11 protein-coding genes are annotated in these 13,600 nt (G+C 59.5%); 9 read left to right on the forward strand and 2 right to left on the reverse strand.

Features of this window, described 5'->3' with window-relative positions; translation table 11 throughout:
* Nucleotides 1–88: 88 nt before the first annotated feature.
* From BN873_RS07135 to BN873_RS07170, 8 genes are all read left to right on the forward strand, one after another.
* Complete coding sequence (locus BN873_RS07135; protein WP_048672220.1) at nucleotides 89–643, forward strand: UPF0149 family protein; 555 nt, start codon at nucleotides 89–91, stop codon at nucleotides 641–643.
* A 16-nt stretch (nucleotides 644–659) separates the two neighbouring features.
* The gene (gene pepP, locus BN873_RS07140; protein WP_071244058.1) at nucleotides 660–2,108 is read left to right on the forward strand and encodes a Xaa-Pro aminopeptidase; all 1,449 of its coding nucleotides are present in this window, start codon (nucleotides 660–662) and stop codon (nucleotides 2,106–2,108) included.
* A complete protein-coding gene (ubiH, locus tag BN873_RS07145) occupies nucleotides 2,105–3,337 on the forward strand; it encodes a 2-octaprenyl-6-methoxyphenyl hydroxylase (RefSeq protein WP_048672222.1) in 1,233 nt (410 codons plus the stop codon). Before pepP ends, ubiH begins: the two co-directional genes overlap by 4 nt.
* Before the next feature lie 47 nt (nucleotides 3,338–3,384).
* Nucleotides 3,385–4,611 carry a UbiH/UbiF/VisC/COQ6 family ubiquinone biosynthesis hydroxylase gene (locus BN873_RS07150; RefSeq protein WP_048672225.1) on the forward strand — a complete coding sequence of 409 codons (1,227 nt, stop codon included), beginning with the start codon at nucleotides 3,385–3,387 and terminating at the stop codon, nucleotides 4,609–4,611.
* Between the two features lie 7 nt (nucleotides 4,612–4,618).
* On the forward strand, nucleotides 4,619–4,972 hold the full coding sequence (locus BN873_RS07155) for a Rieske (2Fe-2S) protein (RefSeq protein WP_048672228.1): 354 nt from the start codon (nucleotides 4,619–4,621) through the stop codon (nucleotides 4,970–4,972).
* On the forward strand, nucleotides 4,969–5,721 hold the full coding sequence (locus tag BN873_RS07160) for an ABC transporter ATP-binding protein (RefSeq protein WP_048672231.1): 753 nt from the start codon (nucleotides 4,969–4,971) through the stop codon (nucleotides 5,719–5,721). Before BN873_RS07155 ends, BN873_RS07160 begins: the two co-directional genes overlap by 4 nt.
* A complete protein-coding gene (locus BN873_RS07165; RefSeq protein WP_048672233.1) occupies nucleotides 5,718–6,518 on the forward strand; it encodes an ABC transporter permease in 801 nt (266 codons plus the stop codon). The genes BN873_RS07160 and BN873_RS07165 overlap by 4 nt, the downstream gene beginning before the upstream one ends.
* 127 nt (nucleotides 6,519–6,645) lie before the next feature.
* Nucleotides 6,646–7,146: a TIGR00645 family protein gene (locus BN873_RS07170; RefSeq protein WP_048672355.1), complete on the forward strand. Its 501-nt coding sequence runs from the start codon at nucleotides 6,646–6,648 to the stop codon at nucleotides 7,144–7,146.
* A gap of 7 nt (nucleotides 7,147–7,153) precedes the next feature.
* On the opposite strand, the gene BN873_RS07175 is transcribed toward BN873_RS07170, so the two are convergent.
* Together BN873_RS07175 and BN873_RS07180 are read right to left on the reverse strand one after the other, a co-directional pair.
* Nucleotides 7,154–10,573 carry a mechanosensitive ion channel domain-containing protein gene (locus tag BN873_RS07175; protein ID WP_048672237.1) on the reverse strand — a complete coding sequence of 1,140 codons (3,420 nt, stop codon included), beginning with the start codon at nucleotides 10,571–10,573 and terminating at the stop codon, nucleotides 7,154–7,156.
* Nucleotides 10,574–10,628: 55 nt separating this feature from the next.
* Entirely contained in the window at nucleotides 10,629–11,585 is a 957-nt protein-coding gene (locus tag BN873_RS07180; protein ID WP_048672242.1) for a DUF808 domain-containing protein, read from the reverse strand.
* Nucleotides 11,586–11,846: 261 nt separating this feature from the next.
* Between BN873_RS07180 and BN873_RS07185 the strand changes: the two genes are divergently transcribed.
* A complete protein-coding gene (locus BN873_RS07185; RefSeq protein WP_048672245.1) occupies nucleotides 11,847–13,424 on the forward strand; it encodes an OpgD/OpgG family glucan biosynthesis protein in 1,578 nt (525 codons plus the stop codon).
* Nucleotides 13,425–13,600: the final 176 nt, after the last annotated feature.

Below are 13,600 nucleotides of genomic sequence, written 5' to 3' on the forward strand. Positions count from 1 at the left end.
ATCAGGTCAATTTTCGAGCTTGCTAGGCGGGTTACTCGCACAATGTTAGGATTAGCCGTGCCCGTATCATGCGCTCCTGAAATCTCTCATGTCTAGCCTCAATCCACCCCTGTTCGAACGTCTGAGCACCCTGCTCGATCCTCTGGACCCGGCCGAACTGCATGGTTTGCTGTGTGGGCTACTCTGCGCCGACCGCACCCTGACCGTTGATACGTGGCTGGCGCACGCCGCAGAGCTGCTCGACGATGAAGCATTGCCAGAAACCGCGCGCGATGTACTTGGCAAATTTTTCGAATACGGTCGCACACAACTGGATGATCCCGATTGCGCAGCAACGCCGCTGTTGCCCGATGACGATACTCCCTTGCGCCAGCGCACCGAAGCCCTCGGTAAGTGGAGTCAGGGCTTGCTGTATGGCCTCGGCGTAAGCGACATCGTGCGCTGGGCTGGGCTATCCCCAGAGAGCCAAGAATTTCTGCATGACGCCACCGGCATCGCCCAAGCCGGCTTCGACCGCGCTGAAGCGACCGACGCCGATGAAACTGCTTATACGGAAGTGGTCGAATACCTGCGAGTCGGTCTGCTGTTGCTTCAGCTTGATCTAAACCGTCCGACCGCAGCTCACCGCTCGCGCCCACCCTGACCCAGAAGGCTGATCGATGTATTCCCGCGCGATACCGCCCACCGTTTTCGCTCACCGCCGTCAAACGCTGATGGAGCGGATGGGACCCGGCTCAGTCGCCTTGTTGCCCGCCGCACCGTCGGCCCCGCGCAATCGCGACGTACACTACCCTTATCGCCAGGATAGTGATTTCTATTATCTGACCGGTTTCCCGGAACCTGAAGCCATCGCGGTGCTGGCGCCGGGCAATGCCCAGGAATTTCTGTTGTTCTGCCGCGAACGCGATCCACAAATGGAAATCTGGCATGGGCGCCGTGCTGGACCGGCGGGCGCGATAGCCCGTTACGGGGCAGACCACGCCCATCCCATCGACGCTATCGACACCCTGTTACCACCCTTGCTGGAGAACCGCGAGCGGATCTTCTACGCCATCGGCTATAACCCGGAATTCGACCGCCGTGTTATCACCTGGCTTACCCAGGTGCGCGGTAAAGCCCGCGCCGGCGTGCGTGCGCCCGCCACGTTCGTTGCTTTGGAACACTTGCTGCACGCGATGCGCCTCTGCAAGGCCCCAGAAGAAATCGCCGTCATGCGCGAATCGGCCCGGATCGCCGCGCAAGCTCACAGTCGCGCGATGCAGGTTTGCCGGCCGGGAATGATGGAATACCAGCTTGAGGCCGAAATCCTGCACACCTTCATCGCCAACGGTGCAGGGTGGTCGTATCCGTCCATCGTTGGCGGTGGCGATAACAGTTGCATCCTCCACTACACGGAGAACAACGCCCCGCTGCATGATGGTGACATCGTGTTGATCGATGCGGGCGCCGAATTGGATGGCTATGCATCCGACATCACCCGCAGTTTTCCGGTCAATGGCCACTTTTCTGGTGAGCAACGCGCACTCTACGAATTAGTGCTCGCTTCTCAGCAAGCGGCTATCGACAAAGTTCGGCCCGGCTGTCATTTCAACGAACCGCATGATGCTGCGGTGCGGGTACTGACTGAAGGATTGGTGGCACTGGGCCTGCTGCATGGTGATGTGACGGCGCTCATCGCCGCTGAGCAGCACAAACCGTTTTATATGCACCGAACCGGTCATTGGCTGGGCATGGATGTCCATGATGTCGGTGATTACAAGACCGGTGAAGACTGGCGGGTGTTTGAACCCGGCATGGTGACGACCATCGAACCGGGCCTGTATATCCCAGCCGGCGGCAAGATCATGGACGCCCACTGGGCACAACTTGGCATCCACCTGGAAACCGAGCTGGATGAGCGTTGGTGGCGAATCGGCATCCGTATCGAAGATGACGTGCTGGTCACGGCCGACGGCCACGAGATCCTGACCGAGACTGCACCGAAAGAGATCGATGATATTGAAGCGTTGATGCGGGAATCAGCGACGGCGCCGACAGCGGGCCAAGGCAAACCCAAAAAACGCCGTACCCCGATCCCCACTCAACCTACCTCTGCTTCCCGCTTATGAGCCATACCGATTACGATGTATTGATCGTCGGCGGTGGCATGGTCGGCGCCAGTTTGGGGTGCGCGCTCGCTGGTCTAAGCTTGCGTATCGCCCTGGTAGAAGCCGCTCCGTTGGCCGCTAGCGCTCACCCCAGCTACGACGACCGCACCCTGGCCCTTGCCCAAGGTACCAAGCGAATTTTTCAAACCTTGGGCCTGTGGGATTCGCTGGCGGCAACCGCGACACCGATCCACCAAATCCATATCTCCGAGCGCGGCGGCGCTGGTTTTGCCCATCTCGATTGCCGGGATGAAGGCGTGGATGCCCTGGGCTATGTGGTCGAGGCGCGCTTGATCGGCGCGGCGGTACTGGCGAAATTGCCAACTTTGCCCGGACTGGATCTGTTATGCCCGGCTCATCTGGATCAAATCGCCATCGAACCGGATGCGGCGTGCGCCACGGTTGGCTTGCCCGATGGACACACACGCGAATTACGCGCGCGGCTGGTGGTAGCTGCCGACGGCGCCCGCTCACCGATACGGGAGCAACTCGGCATCAGCGCATTGCGCTGGGAATACGGCCAGCAAGCGGTCATTGCCAATGTCACCCCCGCCCTCCCCCACCAACAGGTCGCCTACGAGCGCTTTACCGAGGATGGTCCGGTTGCGCTTCTCCCGATGAGCGAGCAGCGGTGCGCAGTGGTCTGCACCATCAATGACCCCGCAGTGCCGGAGGTGCTGGCGTTGGATGATGCAGGCTTTGGCGCGCTGTTGACCCGGCGTTTCGGTGACCGCCTCGGCCATTTTTCCCGCATCGGCCGGCGGCAGGCTTATCCGCTGTTCCTGCTAAAAGCCCGCGAGCACGCCCGTGAACGGGTTGCGATCATCGGCAATGCCGCCCATACCTTGCACCCCATCGCCGGCCAGGGATTTAACCTCGGTATCCGTGATGTGGCGGCGTTGGCTGAGGTCATCGCCGATGCCCGCCGCGCCGAGCAAGATATCGGTGCTCTAACGGTACTGGACCGTTACGCCGACTGGCGTCGCTGGGATCAGCGCCAAACCATTGCTTTCACCGACGCCTTGACCCGCTTGTTCGTCAATCCGCTGCCGCCGGTGCGGCTCGCCCGTAATTTGGGTTTGCTAGCTTTCGATTTTTATCCGCCGATCAAGCGATTAATCACCCGGCATAGCATGGGATTGGCTGGCCGCCTGCCGAAACTGGCGCGCGGTCTACCGCTGACCGCCTAAGCCATACCCCATCAATCGCCAAACTCGCTAAAGACGCTGACACTGCCATGAACGATAGCAACATCGATTACGATCTGGTCATCGCCGGCGGTGGCATGGTCGGCTCGGCACTGGCTTGTGCGCTGGGTGATACCGATTTACGCATCGCGTTGCTGGAAGGGATGCCGCTGGCGCGAGTGCGCCCTGATGCCGAGGCGGACATCCGGGTATCGGCCATCAGTCGTGCCTCGCAGCGCATCTTTGCAGCGGTCGGCGTTTGGGACGCTATGGTGGCCTGGCGGGTCAGCCCATTCCGCGAGATGCGGGTATGGGATGCGACCGGCTCCGGCCAAATCCATTTCGATAGCGCTGATATCGGTGAACCGCTGTTGGGCTGGATTATCGAAAATCGAGTCATTCAATTCGCTTTGCTGGAACGGGTCGGCCAACTGTCTGCTGTGGAATTGCTCTGTCCGGTCGTTCTGGAAAGCGCGCAACGAGTCGCCGATCACCACTGGTGCGTGCGGCTCAACGATGGCCGTGAATTGACCACGCGCTTGCTGGTCGGCGCAGACGGTGCGCAATCCATGGTGCGCCGCCTGGCGGAGATCGCCACCGCTGGCTGGGACTATGGGCAAAAAGCCGTAGTCGCCAACGTGGCCACCGCCGAGCCGCATCAGGAAACCGCCTGGCAGCGTTTTCTGCCGACCGGGCCGTTGGCCTTTCTGCCGCTGCATGATGGCCGTTGCTCCATCGTCTGGTCCACCAGTCCCCAACAGGCCGATGCGCTGTTGGCGATGGACGAACAGGCGTTCAGAGCGGCGCTGGGGGAAGCGTTCGGCTGGCGCTTAGGGGCCATTGTCGCAATCGGGGCGCGGGGTGCGTTTCCGCTACGGTTGCAGCATAGCCAACATTATGTCAAACCCGGTCTTGCCTTGATCGGCGACGCGGCCCATGTGGTGCACCCGCTGGCGGGCCAGGGCGTCAATCTGGGCTTACTGGATGCAGCAACGCTGGCCGAAGTCATCGTTGACGCAACCGCCAGCGGCCAAGACTTCGCCTCCTGGAAAACGCTGCGCCGCTACGAACGCTGGCGTAAGGGGGACAATTTGCTGATGCTGGCCGTCATGGACGGCTTTAAGCGGCTATTCGGCACGTCCCTGCCACCAGTTGCCCTGATCCGCACTATCGGATTGAATCTGACCGACGCGGCAGGACCGCTGAAAAACCGGATTGCCCGGCAGGCGATGGGTCTGGCAGGTGATCTGCCGCGACTGGCCCGCGCGGCTGGATAACCTTCGTATGGCCGAATACCCGCTCTGCCCAATGAGCGCGCTGGCCGAAGGCGAAAGCAGAGGTTTCGCCGCCAAAGCCGGTGCCCATTATGCCGATATCGTGGTGGTGCGCACCCGCAAGGAGATTTATGCCTACCGCAACCGTTGCCCACACACCGGCGCACCGATGGAATGGGAACCGGACCAATTTCTCGATTACACCGGCACTCTGATTCAATGCGGCATTCACGGTGCGCAGTTCCGCATCGACGACGGCTACTGCATTGCCGGCCCCTGCGCCCGGCAATCCCTGCAACGGATCACGGTCGCTGAAAAAGATGGCTGGCTGATCGCGCTCGAACCGCTGGAACGGCCACAGTGAGCACGCCACCCGTCATCCAGGTGGATGATTTGTGCAAGCATTACGGCCCGGTACGGGCGGTGGACGGTATCAGTTTCACCGTCGCCCGTGGCGCCACCTGCGCGCTGCTGGGCGGTAACGGCGCCGGTAAGACCACGACCATCGCCATGCTGCTGGGATTGCTACTCCCCACCAGCGGTCAGATCAGGATTCTCGGCGAGGACATTCCGCGCCATCGTTACCGTGTATTGCCGCGCATGAATTTCTCCTCGCCATACATGGATTTGCCGCAGCGGCTGACGGTATGGGAAAACCTGACCGTTTACGCACGCTTGTACGGCGTGCGCCGCATCCACGAGCGGCTGGCAACATTGGGCCGGGAGTTGGATATCGACGGTTTTTTCAAACGGCCTTACGGGAGTTTGTCCGCCGGGCAGAAAACCCGTGTCGTGTTGGCCAAGGCGTTGCTGAACGAGCCAGATATTTTGTTGCTCGACGAGCCGACCGCCTCGCTTGATCCCGACACCGCTGACCGGATGCGCTCCACGCTGACCGATTATCGGGACCGCAGCGGTGCGACTTTATTGCTCGCTTCTCACAACATGAGTGAAGTCGAACGGCTCTGCGATCAGGTCATCATGCTGCGCGCTGGCCACATCGTCGCCACCGGCACCCCGCGTGAGCTGATCCACCGCTACGGCCGCAAGGACATGGAGGAAGTGTTTCTGGACATCGCACGCGGCATCCGCAACGGCGAGGTGCGGGAATGACGGCGCTTTCCCCGCAGCGGATCGGTGCGTTGGTCTTGCGTTATCTGTACTTGCTGCGCGGGTCCTGGATTCGCGTGATCGAGCTGGCGTACTGGCCCACCGTCCAGATGGTGCTGTGGGGCTTCATCACCCGGTATCTGGCCGGTCACAGCGATGTGCTCTATCAGGCGAGCGGTTTACTGCTGTCGGGGGTCTTGCTGTGGGATATCCTGTTTCGCAGCCAACTTGGCGTGTCGGTGGTGTTCTTTGAAGAGCTGCATTCACGCAATCTGGGGCAATTGTTCATCAGCCCGCTACAACCCATTGAATTGATCTTAGCCCTGATGCTGGTCAGCCTGGCGCGTACTCTGCTTGGCGTCGGGGTCGCCGTACTGCTGGCCATGCCCTTCTACGGTTTCAATCTGTTTCAGCTTGGCCCACCGCTGTTGGGCTTTTTTGTGAATTTACTGATGCTGGGGTGGGCTATCGGCTTGATGGTATCCGCCTTGGTGCTGCGTTATGGAATGGGCGCCGAAAGTATCGCCTGGGCCGCCATCTTCGCCATCGCGCCGTTGTGCGGTATCTACTACCCTGTCGCCACCCTGCCGGACTGGCTGCAACCGTTATCCTGGGCCTTGCCCGCCAGCCATGTCTTCGAGGGAATGCGAACGGTCCTGTTGGAGCATCGGTTCCGGCTAGATTTCCTGCTGTACGCGCTCGCGTTGAACGCCGTTTATCTCAGTCTCGGCGCCAGTCTGTTTCTGGCCGCTCTCCATAAAGCCAGAGAGCGCGGCTCACTGTTGCAGTCTGGCGAGTGAGCGGCCATTATTTCGGCCCCTCGTTGGTTGCGTTGCCTAGCGAAACCGAGTTTGAGAGACCCCAAACCTTGCTATTTTCATGCGTCAGCCCCACGGCGCATCATTTCTATCAAGAGTTAAGAGCATGATCGAGCGCATTCTCCAACAATTGATTTTCGCCAGCCGTTGGCTGTTGGTACCGATTTACCTGTCGCTAGCCGCCATCCTGATTTTATTCGGCATTAAGGCGGTGCAAGAAACCGCTCACCTGTTCGCGCAGGTATTCATCATGACGGAGACGGAAATCGTCTTGGCCGGCTTGGCACTGATCGACCTGGCGCTGATCGCCAATCTGCTAGTGATGGTCATTCTGAGCAGTTACGAAACTTTTGTGTCAACCCTGAATTTAGTCGAAGGGCAACAAAAACCATCCTGGCTGGGCAAAATGGATGCCGCGACGCTCAAAATCAAACTGGCGGTGTCCATCGTCGCTATTTCCTCGATTCATTTGCTCAAAGCGTTCATGAACTTTAAGACCGGCGACACCGAAGAGCTTTTCTGGCTGATGGTGGTTCATATCGCTTTCGTGGTTTCAGCACTGTTGATGGCGCTGGTTGACAAAATCGTATTTTCTCGGCATCGGCATTAGCCAAAGATTACGGCTGATCCAACTGCATAGGCACAGACAGGGGTTGTGGTTCAGCCGCTGGCGGTTCCGTGGCACGACTCCGGCTCGGCCAACCGTGCAGATGCACCTCCCGCTGCGGGAAGGGAATTTCGATGTGATGCTCCCGTAATACCGCGATGATCCGGTTATGCAGATCGTGAGTCAGCGCTAACCGATTGGCGAGTTCCCGCACAAACACCCGCACCTCAAATTCCAATGCGCTTTCGCCAAATTTCAAAAACAGCACGGCCGGCGCAGGCTCGTTGAGCACCAAGGGATGGGTAGCCGCTAGCTTCAACAACAGGTCGTGGACCTGTATCGGGTCACTGTCGTAAGCCACGCCGACCGGAACCACCACGCGGGTGATGGAGTCGTTCCGAGTCCAGTTGATCAGCGCATGGGTAATGAAGGTCTTGTTGGGAACGATGATTTCCTTGCGGTCCCAATCGACCAAGGTGGTCGCCCGAATATGGATGCGGGCGACCGTACCGCTCTGATCGCCCAGCGTCACCGTATCACCCACCCGAATCGGCCGCTCCAACAGCAAAATCAATCCCGACACGAAATTGGCAAAAATCTCTTGTAAACCAAAGCCCAGACCGACACCCAGCGCAGCCACCAACCACTGCACCTGCCCCCAACCAATCCCAACGATATCCAAGGCGGCTGCGAGGCCGACAGCGACAATCAGATAACGACTGATGGTGATAATCGCGTTGCGGGTACCGGAATCGACCGCAAGCCGCTCCAGCACCACCAATTCCAATACGCCCGGCAGGTTGCGGGCGCAAAAGCCCATCAGCAGAAGCAGCGCAACGGCAACCAGGATATTGCCCAAAGTAATATCCGCAATCTGCGCACCGCCGGCGGTCTGGAGCGTCTGATGCCAAAGGGTGATCTCGTTCAGGATGGAAAACGCCGGAATCAGGTCCGCCCAAATTTGCCAAAGACCAAAACCGAGGCCCACGAACACCAGTAAATTGATCAGCCCGCGGGTCTGTTCGCCGACACTGGTCAAATCCACCGCAGGAATCTCCAACACCTCTGGCGCTGCTTCCCCAGAAGGTGCGGCGGTCTCCTTGGCGCGGGCTGTCAGTTGCGCCTCGCGCTTGCTGAGTGCCCGCTGAAACGCCAAGCGCCGCTGGCTCACATTCAACCAGCGCAACAGCAGGTTAACCAGCAACAAGGCACCGAGCAGCAGCCAAGCCGTCAATGCCAGCCGCTCCCGTAATTGGAAGGCCGTGTAATAGTAGCCAGCCAGGGCCTGCCCCACCATGAGCAAATATTGGCCCACGATCAACGGATACCAGAGATGGCGCAGCCGCCAGGCCACACCCGCGCGCCGCGCCATCAGCTCCGCTAGCAGACGCCGGCCAGGATGTAAGACCCGCCACAGTAGCGCCGCCAACGCCAGCGTGCCAATACAAAAAGCGGCCCGACCCAAAGTATCGCCATACAATGCCTCAGGCTGCGCATCACAGAGTGCAGTGATGATCACGCTCGGTGGCCCAATCCATAGGAACCAGCCCAGATGACGGCGCAGGAACCGACAACCCGATTCATTCCAGCCGAAATGCGCAATGGCGACCCCTTGAGGGCGGCAGAGCTGGCGCAGAAAGGTGCAGGTCAGGGTAACGAAGGCACCGGCGATCAACCCTTGACTTAATCCCCGCGCGAAATCCGTTTCAGCGTTACCTCGTGACAGCCAGCCCAGCCAAGCTAATAACCACGGCCAAGGCAGCGCCAATAATCCGGTAACCCCCAACGCGCGGATCGTTAGCCAGAAACTATCGTTGCGGACATCGCCGATGGCATCGACACCCGTTGCCAAAAGTAGGATGAAGCGCCGGCGGTAGTAAAAAAAGCCCAGCAAGGCCAGGGCCGCGAGTGCAAGCGGCAGAGGCTGATTTTGCGCACTTTGCAGGGCATTTTTTCCTGCCTCCCACCAGTGCGTTGGCGTTAACGACCATTCCAAGGCCCGCCCCAGTCCCTGAAGCCATTCTATGTTCAGCGGCGAACTGCTCCGCACCCACAGCAGATAGCGGTCGAGTAACGCCCCGTATTGGCCAGCCTGATCACTCAGCTTGCGTTGGCTATCGTCCGCTGCCACCAGTTGGCTGATCAGGTTGGCATAACCCGCCGCCAGCTTTTCCAGCAACTGTTGGCGATCAGCCAGCAAAGTGCGTAACTCGACCTGGATCGCATCCCGTTGTGCATCCGACCAGCCGGTCTCCGCACTAGCCGTCAGTTGCTTGAGTTCTTCTTCCACCGAACGCACGCGGCGTAATCGCTCTGTCGCTTGATATTGATCAAGCCGAGCTTGAACGATCTGTTGTTGGCGCTCGCTGGCATTGCGCAGGTATTGGCGCACGTCTGGCAAATTGCGCCGCTCTTGCAAGAGCACCGGCCCGATAGCGTCACTGAACCCGGCGATGCCCAGTTGTTGTTTGATTCCACCGACCCGCTCGGTCAAGTCTGCTAAGCGTCGGTCAAATTGAGCCTGGCGGTCGCTGATCTCATTGCCGTGCTGGACGACCTCTTTTAGTTTCTGGCTGATCGCGGCATTTTCTTGCGCAGCGTCCCGGATCGCGGCCGGTTTGGCGGCGGCATCCTCCGTCGCTTGGGTGGTTTGCTGCACTACAGCGGCCGTCTCACTGCGGCGCCGCTCATTCAGCATGGTTTGCAATTGCTGGATTTGCGCTTGGGTACGGGCGATCTCTTGCGTAGCGGCGGCGCGCTGGGCATTCAGCAAGGCCAGACGAACGTCGTAGCTGAGCTGTTCCTGTTCTAGCATGACCATCTCTTGCACCAACGCCTGCCGCTGGCTGACCAATGCCAAGCGCCGTGCGTCCGCCAAGAGGGGGGTGGTAGCAGGCAAACTCACCGCCTGCAATTTGGCTTCAAGGTCGGCGGCCCGCTCTTTGTAATCGTTCAACTCGACGGTGATGCTCTTGGGGCGGGCCTGCTGGGTGGCTAACTGCTGATCCAGCTCATTAAAGCGCTTTCGGGCATCGCCCAGATCGACTTGGGCTTGCGTCAGGCGCTTGGTTAAATCATCCGTGGATAGCGTCGGTTGAAGTGCCGGCAAAGGCTTATCAAGCGAGCCTTCTTGTAGGCGGGCGGTCTGTGCGGGCGCGGCCTGCAATTGCCGTTGGTAATTTTCTGCGGTGTCAGCATAGGTTTTGGCCGCCTCTAACTGGCTGATAGCCTGCTGGTAGAGTTCCTTGGCCTGTGTGCGCTCGCTCTCTGGCAAATCACGCAGAGTAGCGAGGGTATCGAGCTTAGAGCGTACTTGCTCAAGAGTGACAAGGGCCGGCGTTGAGCTGACCGGTGGCGTCGCCGCATCGCTACTGAACGCGCTAGCCAACGCCAACGCAATGAAAAACAGCCCTGCCGATAAGCGGGACATGATCAGGAAGCGGCGCGGACTTGTGCCAAAATTGGCCTGCGATTCAACAAACCGATCAGGCGGCAGTTTTGGTTTTGGGCCACACCGTTCCCACCGCCTTGACCGCCAGCAAGACCAGACCGCCCGCGAGGATTCCTACCACAATATTCACCAGGGATGGGGTCATAGCCGCCAACACCCCGCCGATACCCGATACGCCGTGCGCCAACTCGGTAGCACCATGCACCACCTCGTGCGCGTGGGGCAGACCATGCACTAGAATTCCGCCACCCACCAAAAACATGGCCGCTGTACCGATCACCGATAGCGATTTCATCAGGTAAGGCGCAAACCATAAAATCCCGCGACCCAAGGCTCGCTTGAAGCCGCCCCAAGCCGTCGCTGCGCTCTCCTTCACCAGATGCAATCCGGCATCATCTAACTTCACGATACCGGCCACCACGCCGTACACGCCAACAGTCATTAAGATCGCGATGCCGATAATGACCGCGACCTGGGTAAGGAACGCCGCATTTTGCACAGTGCCCAGTGCGATGACGATAATTTCCGCAGATAAAATGAAATCGGTGCGGATCGCACCGCGAATTTTTTCCCGCTCGAAGGCTTCCATATCGACATTGGGATCGCTGATCGCCTGTACGGTCGCAACGTGGGCCGCTTCCTCTTGGTGGTGGTCGGCGAAAAATTTGTGGGCCAACTTTTCAAACCCTTCAAAGCATAAAAAAGCGCCGCCCACCATCAGCAGCGGGGTAACCGCCCAAGGGGCCACGGCACTGATCAGGAGCGCCGCTGGCACGAGGATCAGCTTGTTTTTCATCGACCCTTTAGCGACCGCCCAGACCACCGGCAGTTCCCGTTCCGCGCGTACCCCTGAAACTTGCTCGGCGTTCAGCGCCAGATCGTCACCCAAGACCCCAGCGGTCTTTTTGGCCGCCACCTTGGTCATCAGCGCCACATCATCCAGCACGGTGGCAATATCGTCGATTAAGGCCAAAAGGCTGCTACCGGCCATACGGTCACTCCCTGGGTTAAGTGGGCGATAAAGTTCATAAAGGTGTTAGCACAAGGCAGGATGATAGCCCGGAGACGCCCCAAATCGAAGCGTTCAGCAGTTTTCTACCCGATAGACGGTTGCTACCGCGTTTCAAAACGAAGGCCCTTGATCGACGGCTCGCACCCGCGTAGTGCCCTGATCCCCAGCGGACGACCGCAAACGGTTCGAGCGCTATACTCTTTCCTTCCACCATAACAGTAGCGGGTTGCGAGGGCGATCATGATACGACGGGAGTTTTTGGTAGGGTTGTTGCGGGCGGCCGCGTGCGGGTTGTTGCCGATGAGCACGCTTGGTGAGTCATTCCCTGGCGCCAACACCCCAAGAACGGATGGCCAGCCCTTCAGCAAAGCTTGGCTGCGCGAAACGGCGCAACGTCTCGCGCAACAGCCCTACACTCAACCGACCGATGCCCGCCCACCGTGGCTGGCGGCCATGTCCTGGGACGACTATCAAGCTCTCAACAACTTCCGCATCGACCAATCCCTATGGGCGGGAGGAGAACTGCCGTTCCAGGCGCGGTTCTTCCATCTGGGGTTATATTTCCACTACCCGGTCAAGATTTTTGAAGTCGCCAATGGCCTGGCATCACCGGTCATGTTCTCGCCAAACCTGTTCAAGTACGGCCCGCGCGTTAAGGATAAAATTCCAGAGCAAATTGGCGATCTCGGTTTTGCCGGTTTCCGGGTCAACAGCCGCGCCGACTGGGATCGGGATATGTTTTCGTTTTTAGGGGCCAGTTACTTCCGGGCGGTCGGCGCCAGCAAGCAATACGGTCTCTCAGCCCGTGGCCTGGCTATCGACACCGGCATGGAGCGCCCAGAGGAATTTCCCGCCTTTCGCGCATTTTGGCTGGAGCGCCCGCCCGCCGACAGCATGGCTTTAACCCTCCATGCGCTGCTCGACAGCCCCAGCATCACCGGCGCTTACAGCTTCGTGGTGACCCCTGGCGACATCACGGTGATGGAGGTGGAAAGCCACCTATTCCCGCGCCGTGCTATCGAACGCATCGGTATCGCGCCCATGACCTCAATGTTCCAGTGTGGCGAAAACGACCGGCGCATCGCCGACGATTACCGGCCGGAAATCCACGATTCCGATGGACTGGCGCTGTGGACGGGTACCGGCGAATGGATCTGGCGACCGATTCTCAACCCGCACTATATCCGCGTGAACTCCTTTGGCGACGAAAACCCGCGCGGCTTTGGGCTATTGCAGCGCGACCGCGATTTCAATCACTATCAGGATGATGGCGCCTTCTACAATAAGCGCCCATCCCTTTGGGTGGAGCCGCTCGGTCACTGGGGAAGCGGCGCGGTGCAGTTGGTGGAACTGCCCACCGCTGACGAAACACTCGATAATATCGTGGCCTATTGGAATCCGGCCGAACCGGTGCGGCCGGGGCAGACGTTGGGATTCAACTACCGCCTGTATTGGGGCGCGCAACCACCATTTCAGCCGTCCGTCGCCACCGTGCTGGCCACTCGCACTGGCATGGGCGGTGTCCCCGGCCAACGCCCCAGCGAGCCGATGCGAAAATTTGTGATCGATTTCCAGGGTGGTACGCTGGCCCGCTTACCGGCAACGGCCAAAGTGGAGGCCGTGGTCAATGCCTCACGCGGCGAGATCCGAGATGTGGTCGCGCTCAAGCTGAAGGAGTCGGAGTTGTGGCGCTGCCATTTTGATCTCAACGCGAAGGGTTCTGCGCCGGTGGATTTGCGGTGCTTCCTGCGGGATGCCAGTGGCGCACTCAGCGAAACCTGGCTCTACCAATGGTCGCCACCGCCCGCAGCAGGCTGAGCAGTCGAGACGCTTGTACGATAAAACGCCTTGGCTCGGCTCGTCCGAGCCAGCCGCCCGGATAAAGGCTCATTGAGTTACCATCCATCTTGACCATAATAGTAGGGATCTCACACGCCTGCTTTGTGGCATGATTTTCTTTGGTCATCACTGCCGCGAATACCCCAACCCAACGA

Source organism: Candidatus Competibacter denitrificans Run_A_D11 (assembly GCF_001051235.1).
GTDB lineage: Bacteria > Pseudomonadota > Gammaproteobacteria > Competibacterales > Competibacteraceae > Competibacter_A > Competibacter_A denitrificans.

What these genes read in the sequence shown, in the direction of transcription:
- BN873_RS07185 (WP_048672245.1), top strand. Translation starts at nt 11,847, where the DNA reads ATGATACGACGGGAGTTTTTGGTAGGGTTGTTGCGGGCGGCCGCGTGC.
- BN873_RS07155 (WP_048672228.1), top strand. Translation starts at nt 4,619, where the DNA reads ATGGCCGAATACCCGCTCTGCCCAATGAGCGCGCTGGCCGAAGGCGAA.
- BN873_RS07150 (WP_048672225.1), top strand. Translation starts at nt 3,385, where the DNA reads ATGAACGATAGCAACATCGATTACGATCTGGTCATCGCCGGCGGTGGC.
- BN873_RS07165 (WP_048672233.1), top strand. Translation starts at nt 5,718, where the DNA reads ATGACGGCGCTTTCCCCGCAGCGGATCGGTGCGTTGGTCTTGCGTTAT.
- pepP (WP_071244058.1), top strand. Translation starts at nt 660, where the DNA reads ATGTATTCCCGCGCGATACCGCCCACCGTTTTCGCTCACCGCCGTCAA.
- BN873_RS07180 (WP_048672242.1), bottom strand. Translation starts at nt 11,585, where the DNA reads ATGGCCGGTAGCAGCCTTTTGGCCTTAATCGACGATATTGCCACCGTG.
- ubiH (WP_048672222.1), top strand. Translation starts at nt 2,105, where the DNA reads ATGAGCCATACCGATTACGATGTATTGATCGTCGGCGGTGGCATGGTC.
- BN873_RS07135 (WP_048672220.1), top strand. Translation starts at nt 89, where the DNA reads ATGTCTAGCCTCAATCCACCCCTGTTCGAACGTCTGAGCACCCTGCTC.
- BN873_RS07175 (WP_048672237.1), bottom strand. Translation starts at nt 10,573, where the DNA reads ATGTCCCGCTTATCGGCAGGGCTGTTTTTCATTGCGTTGGCGTTGGCT.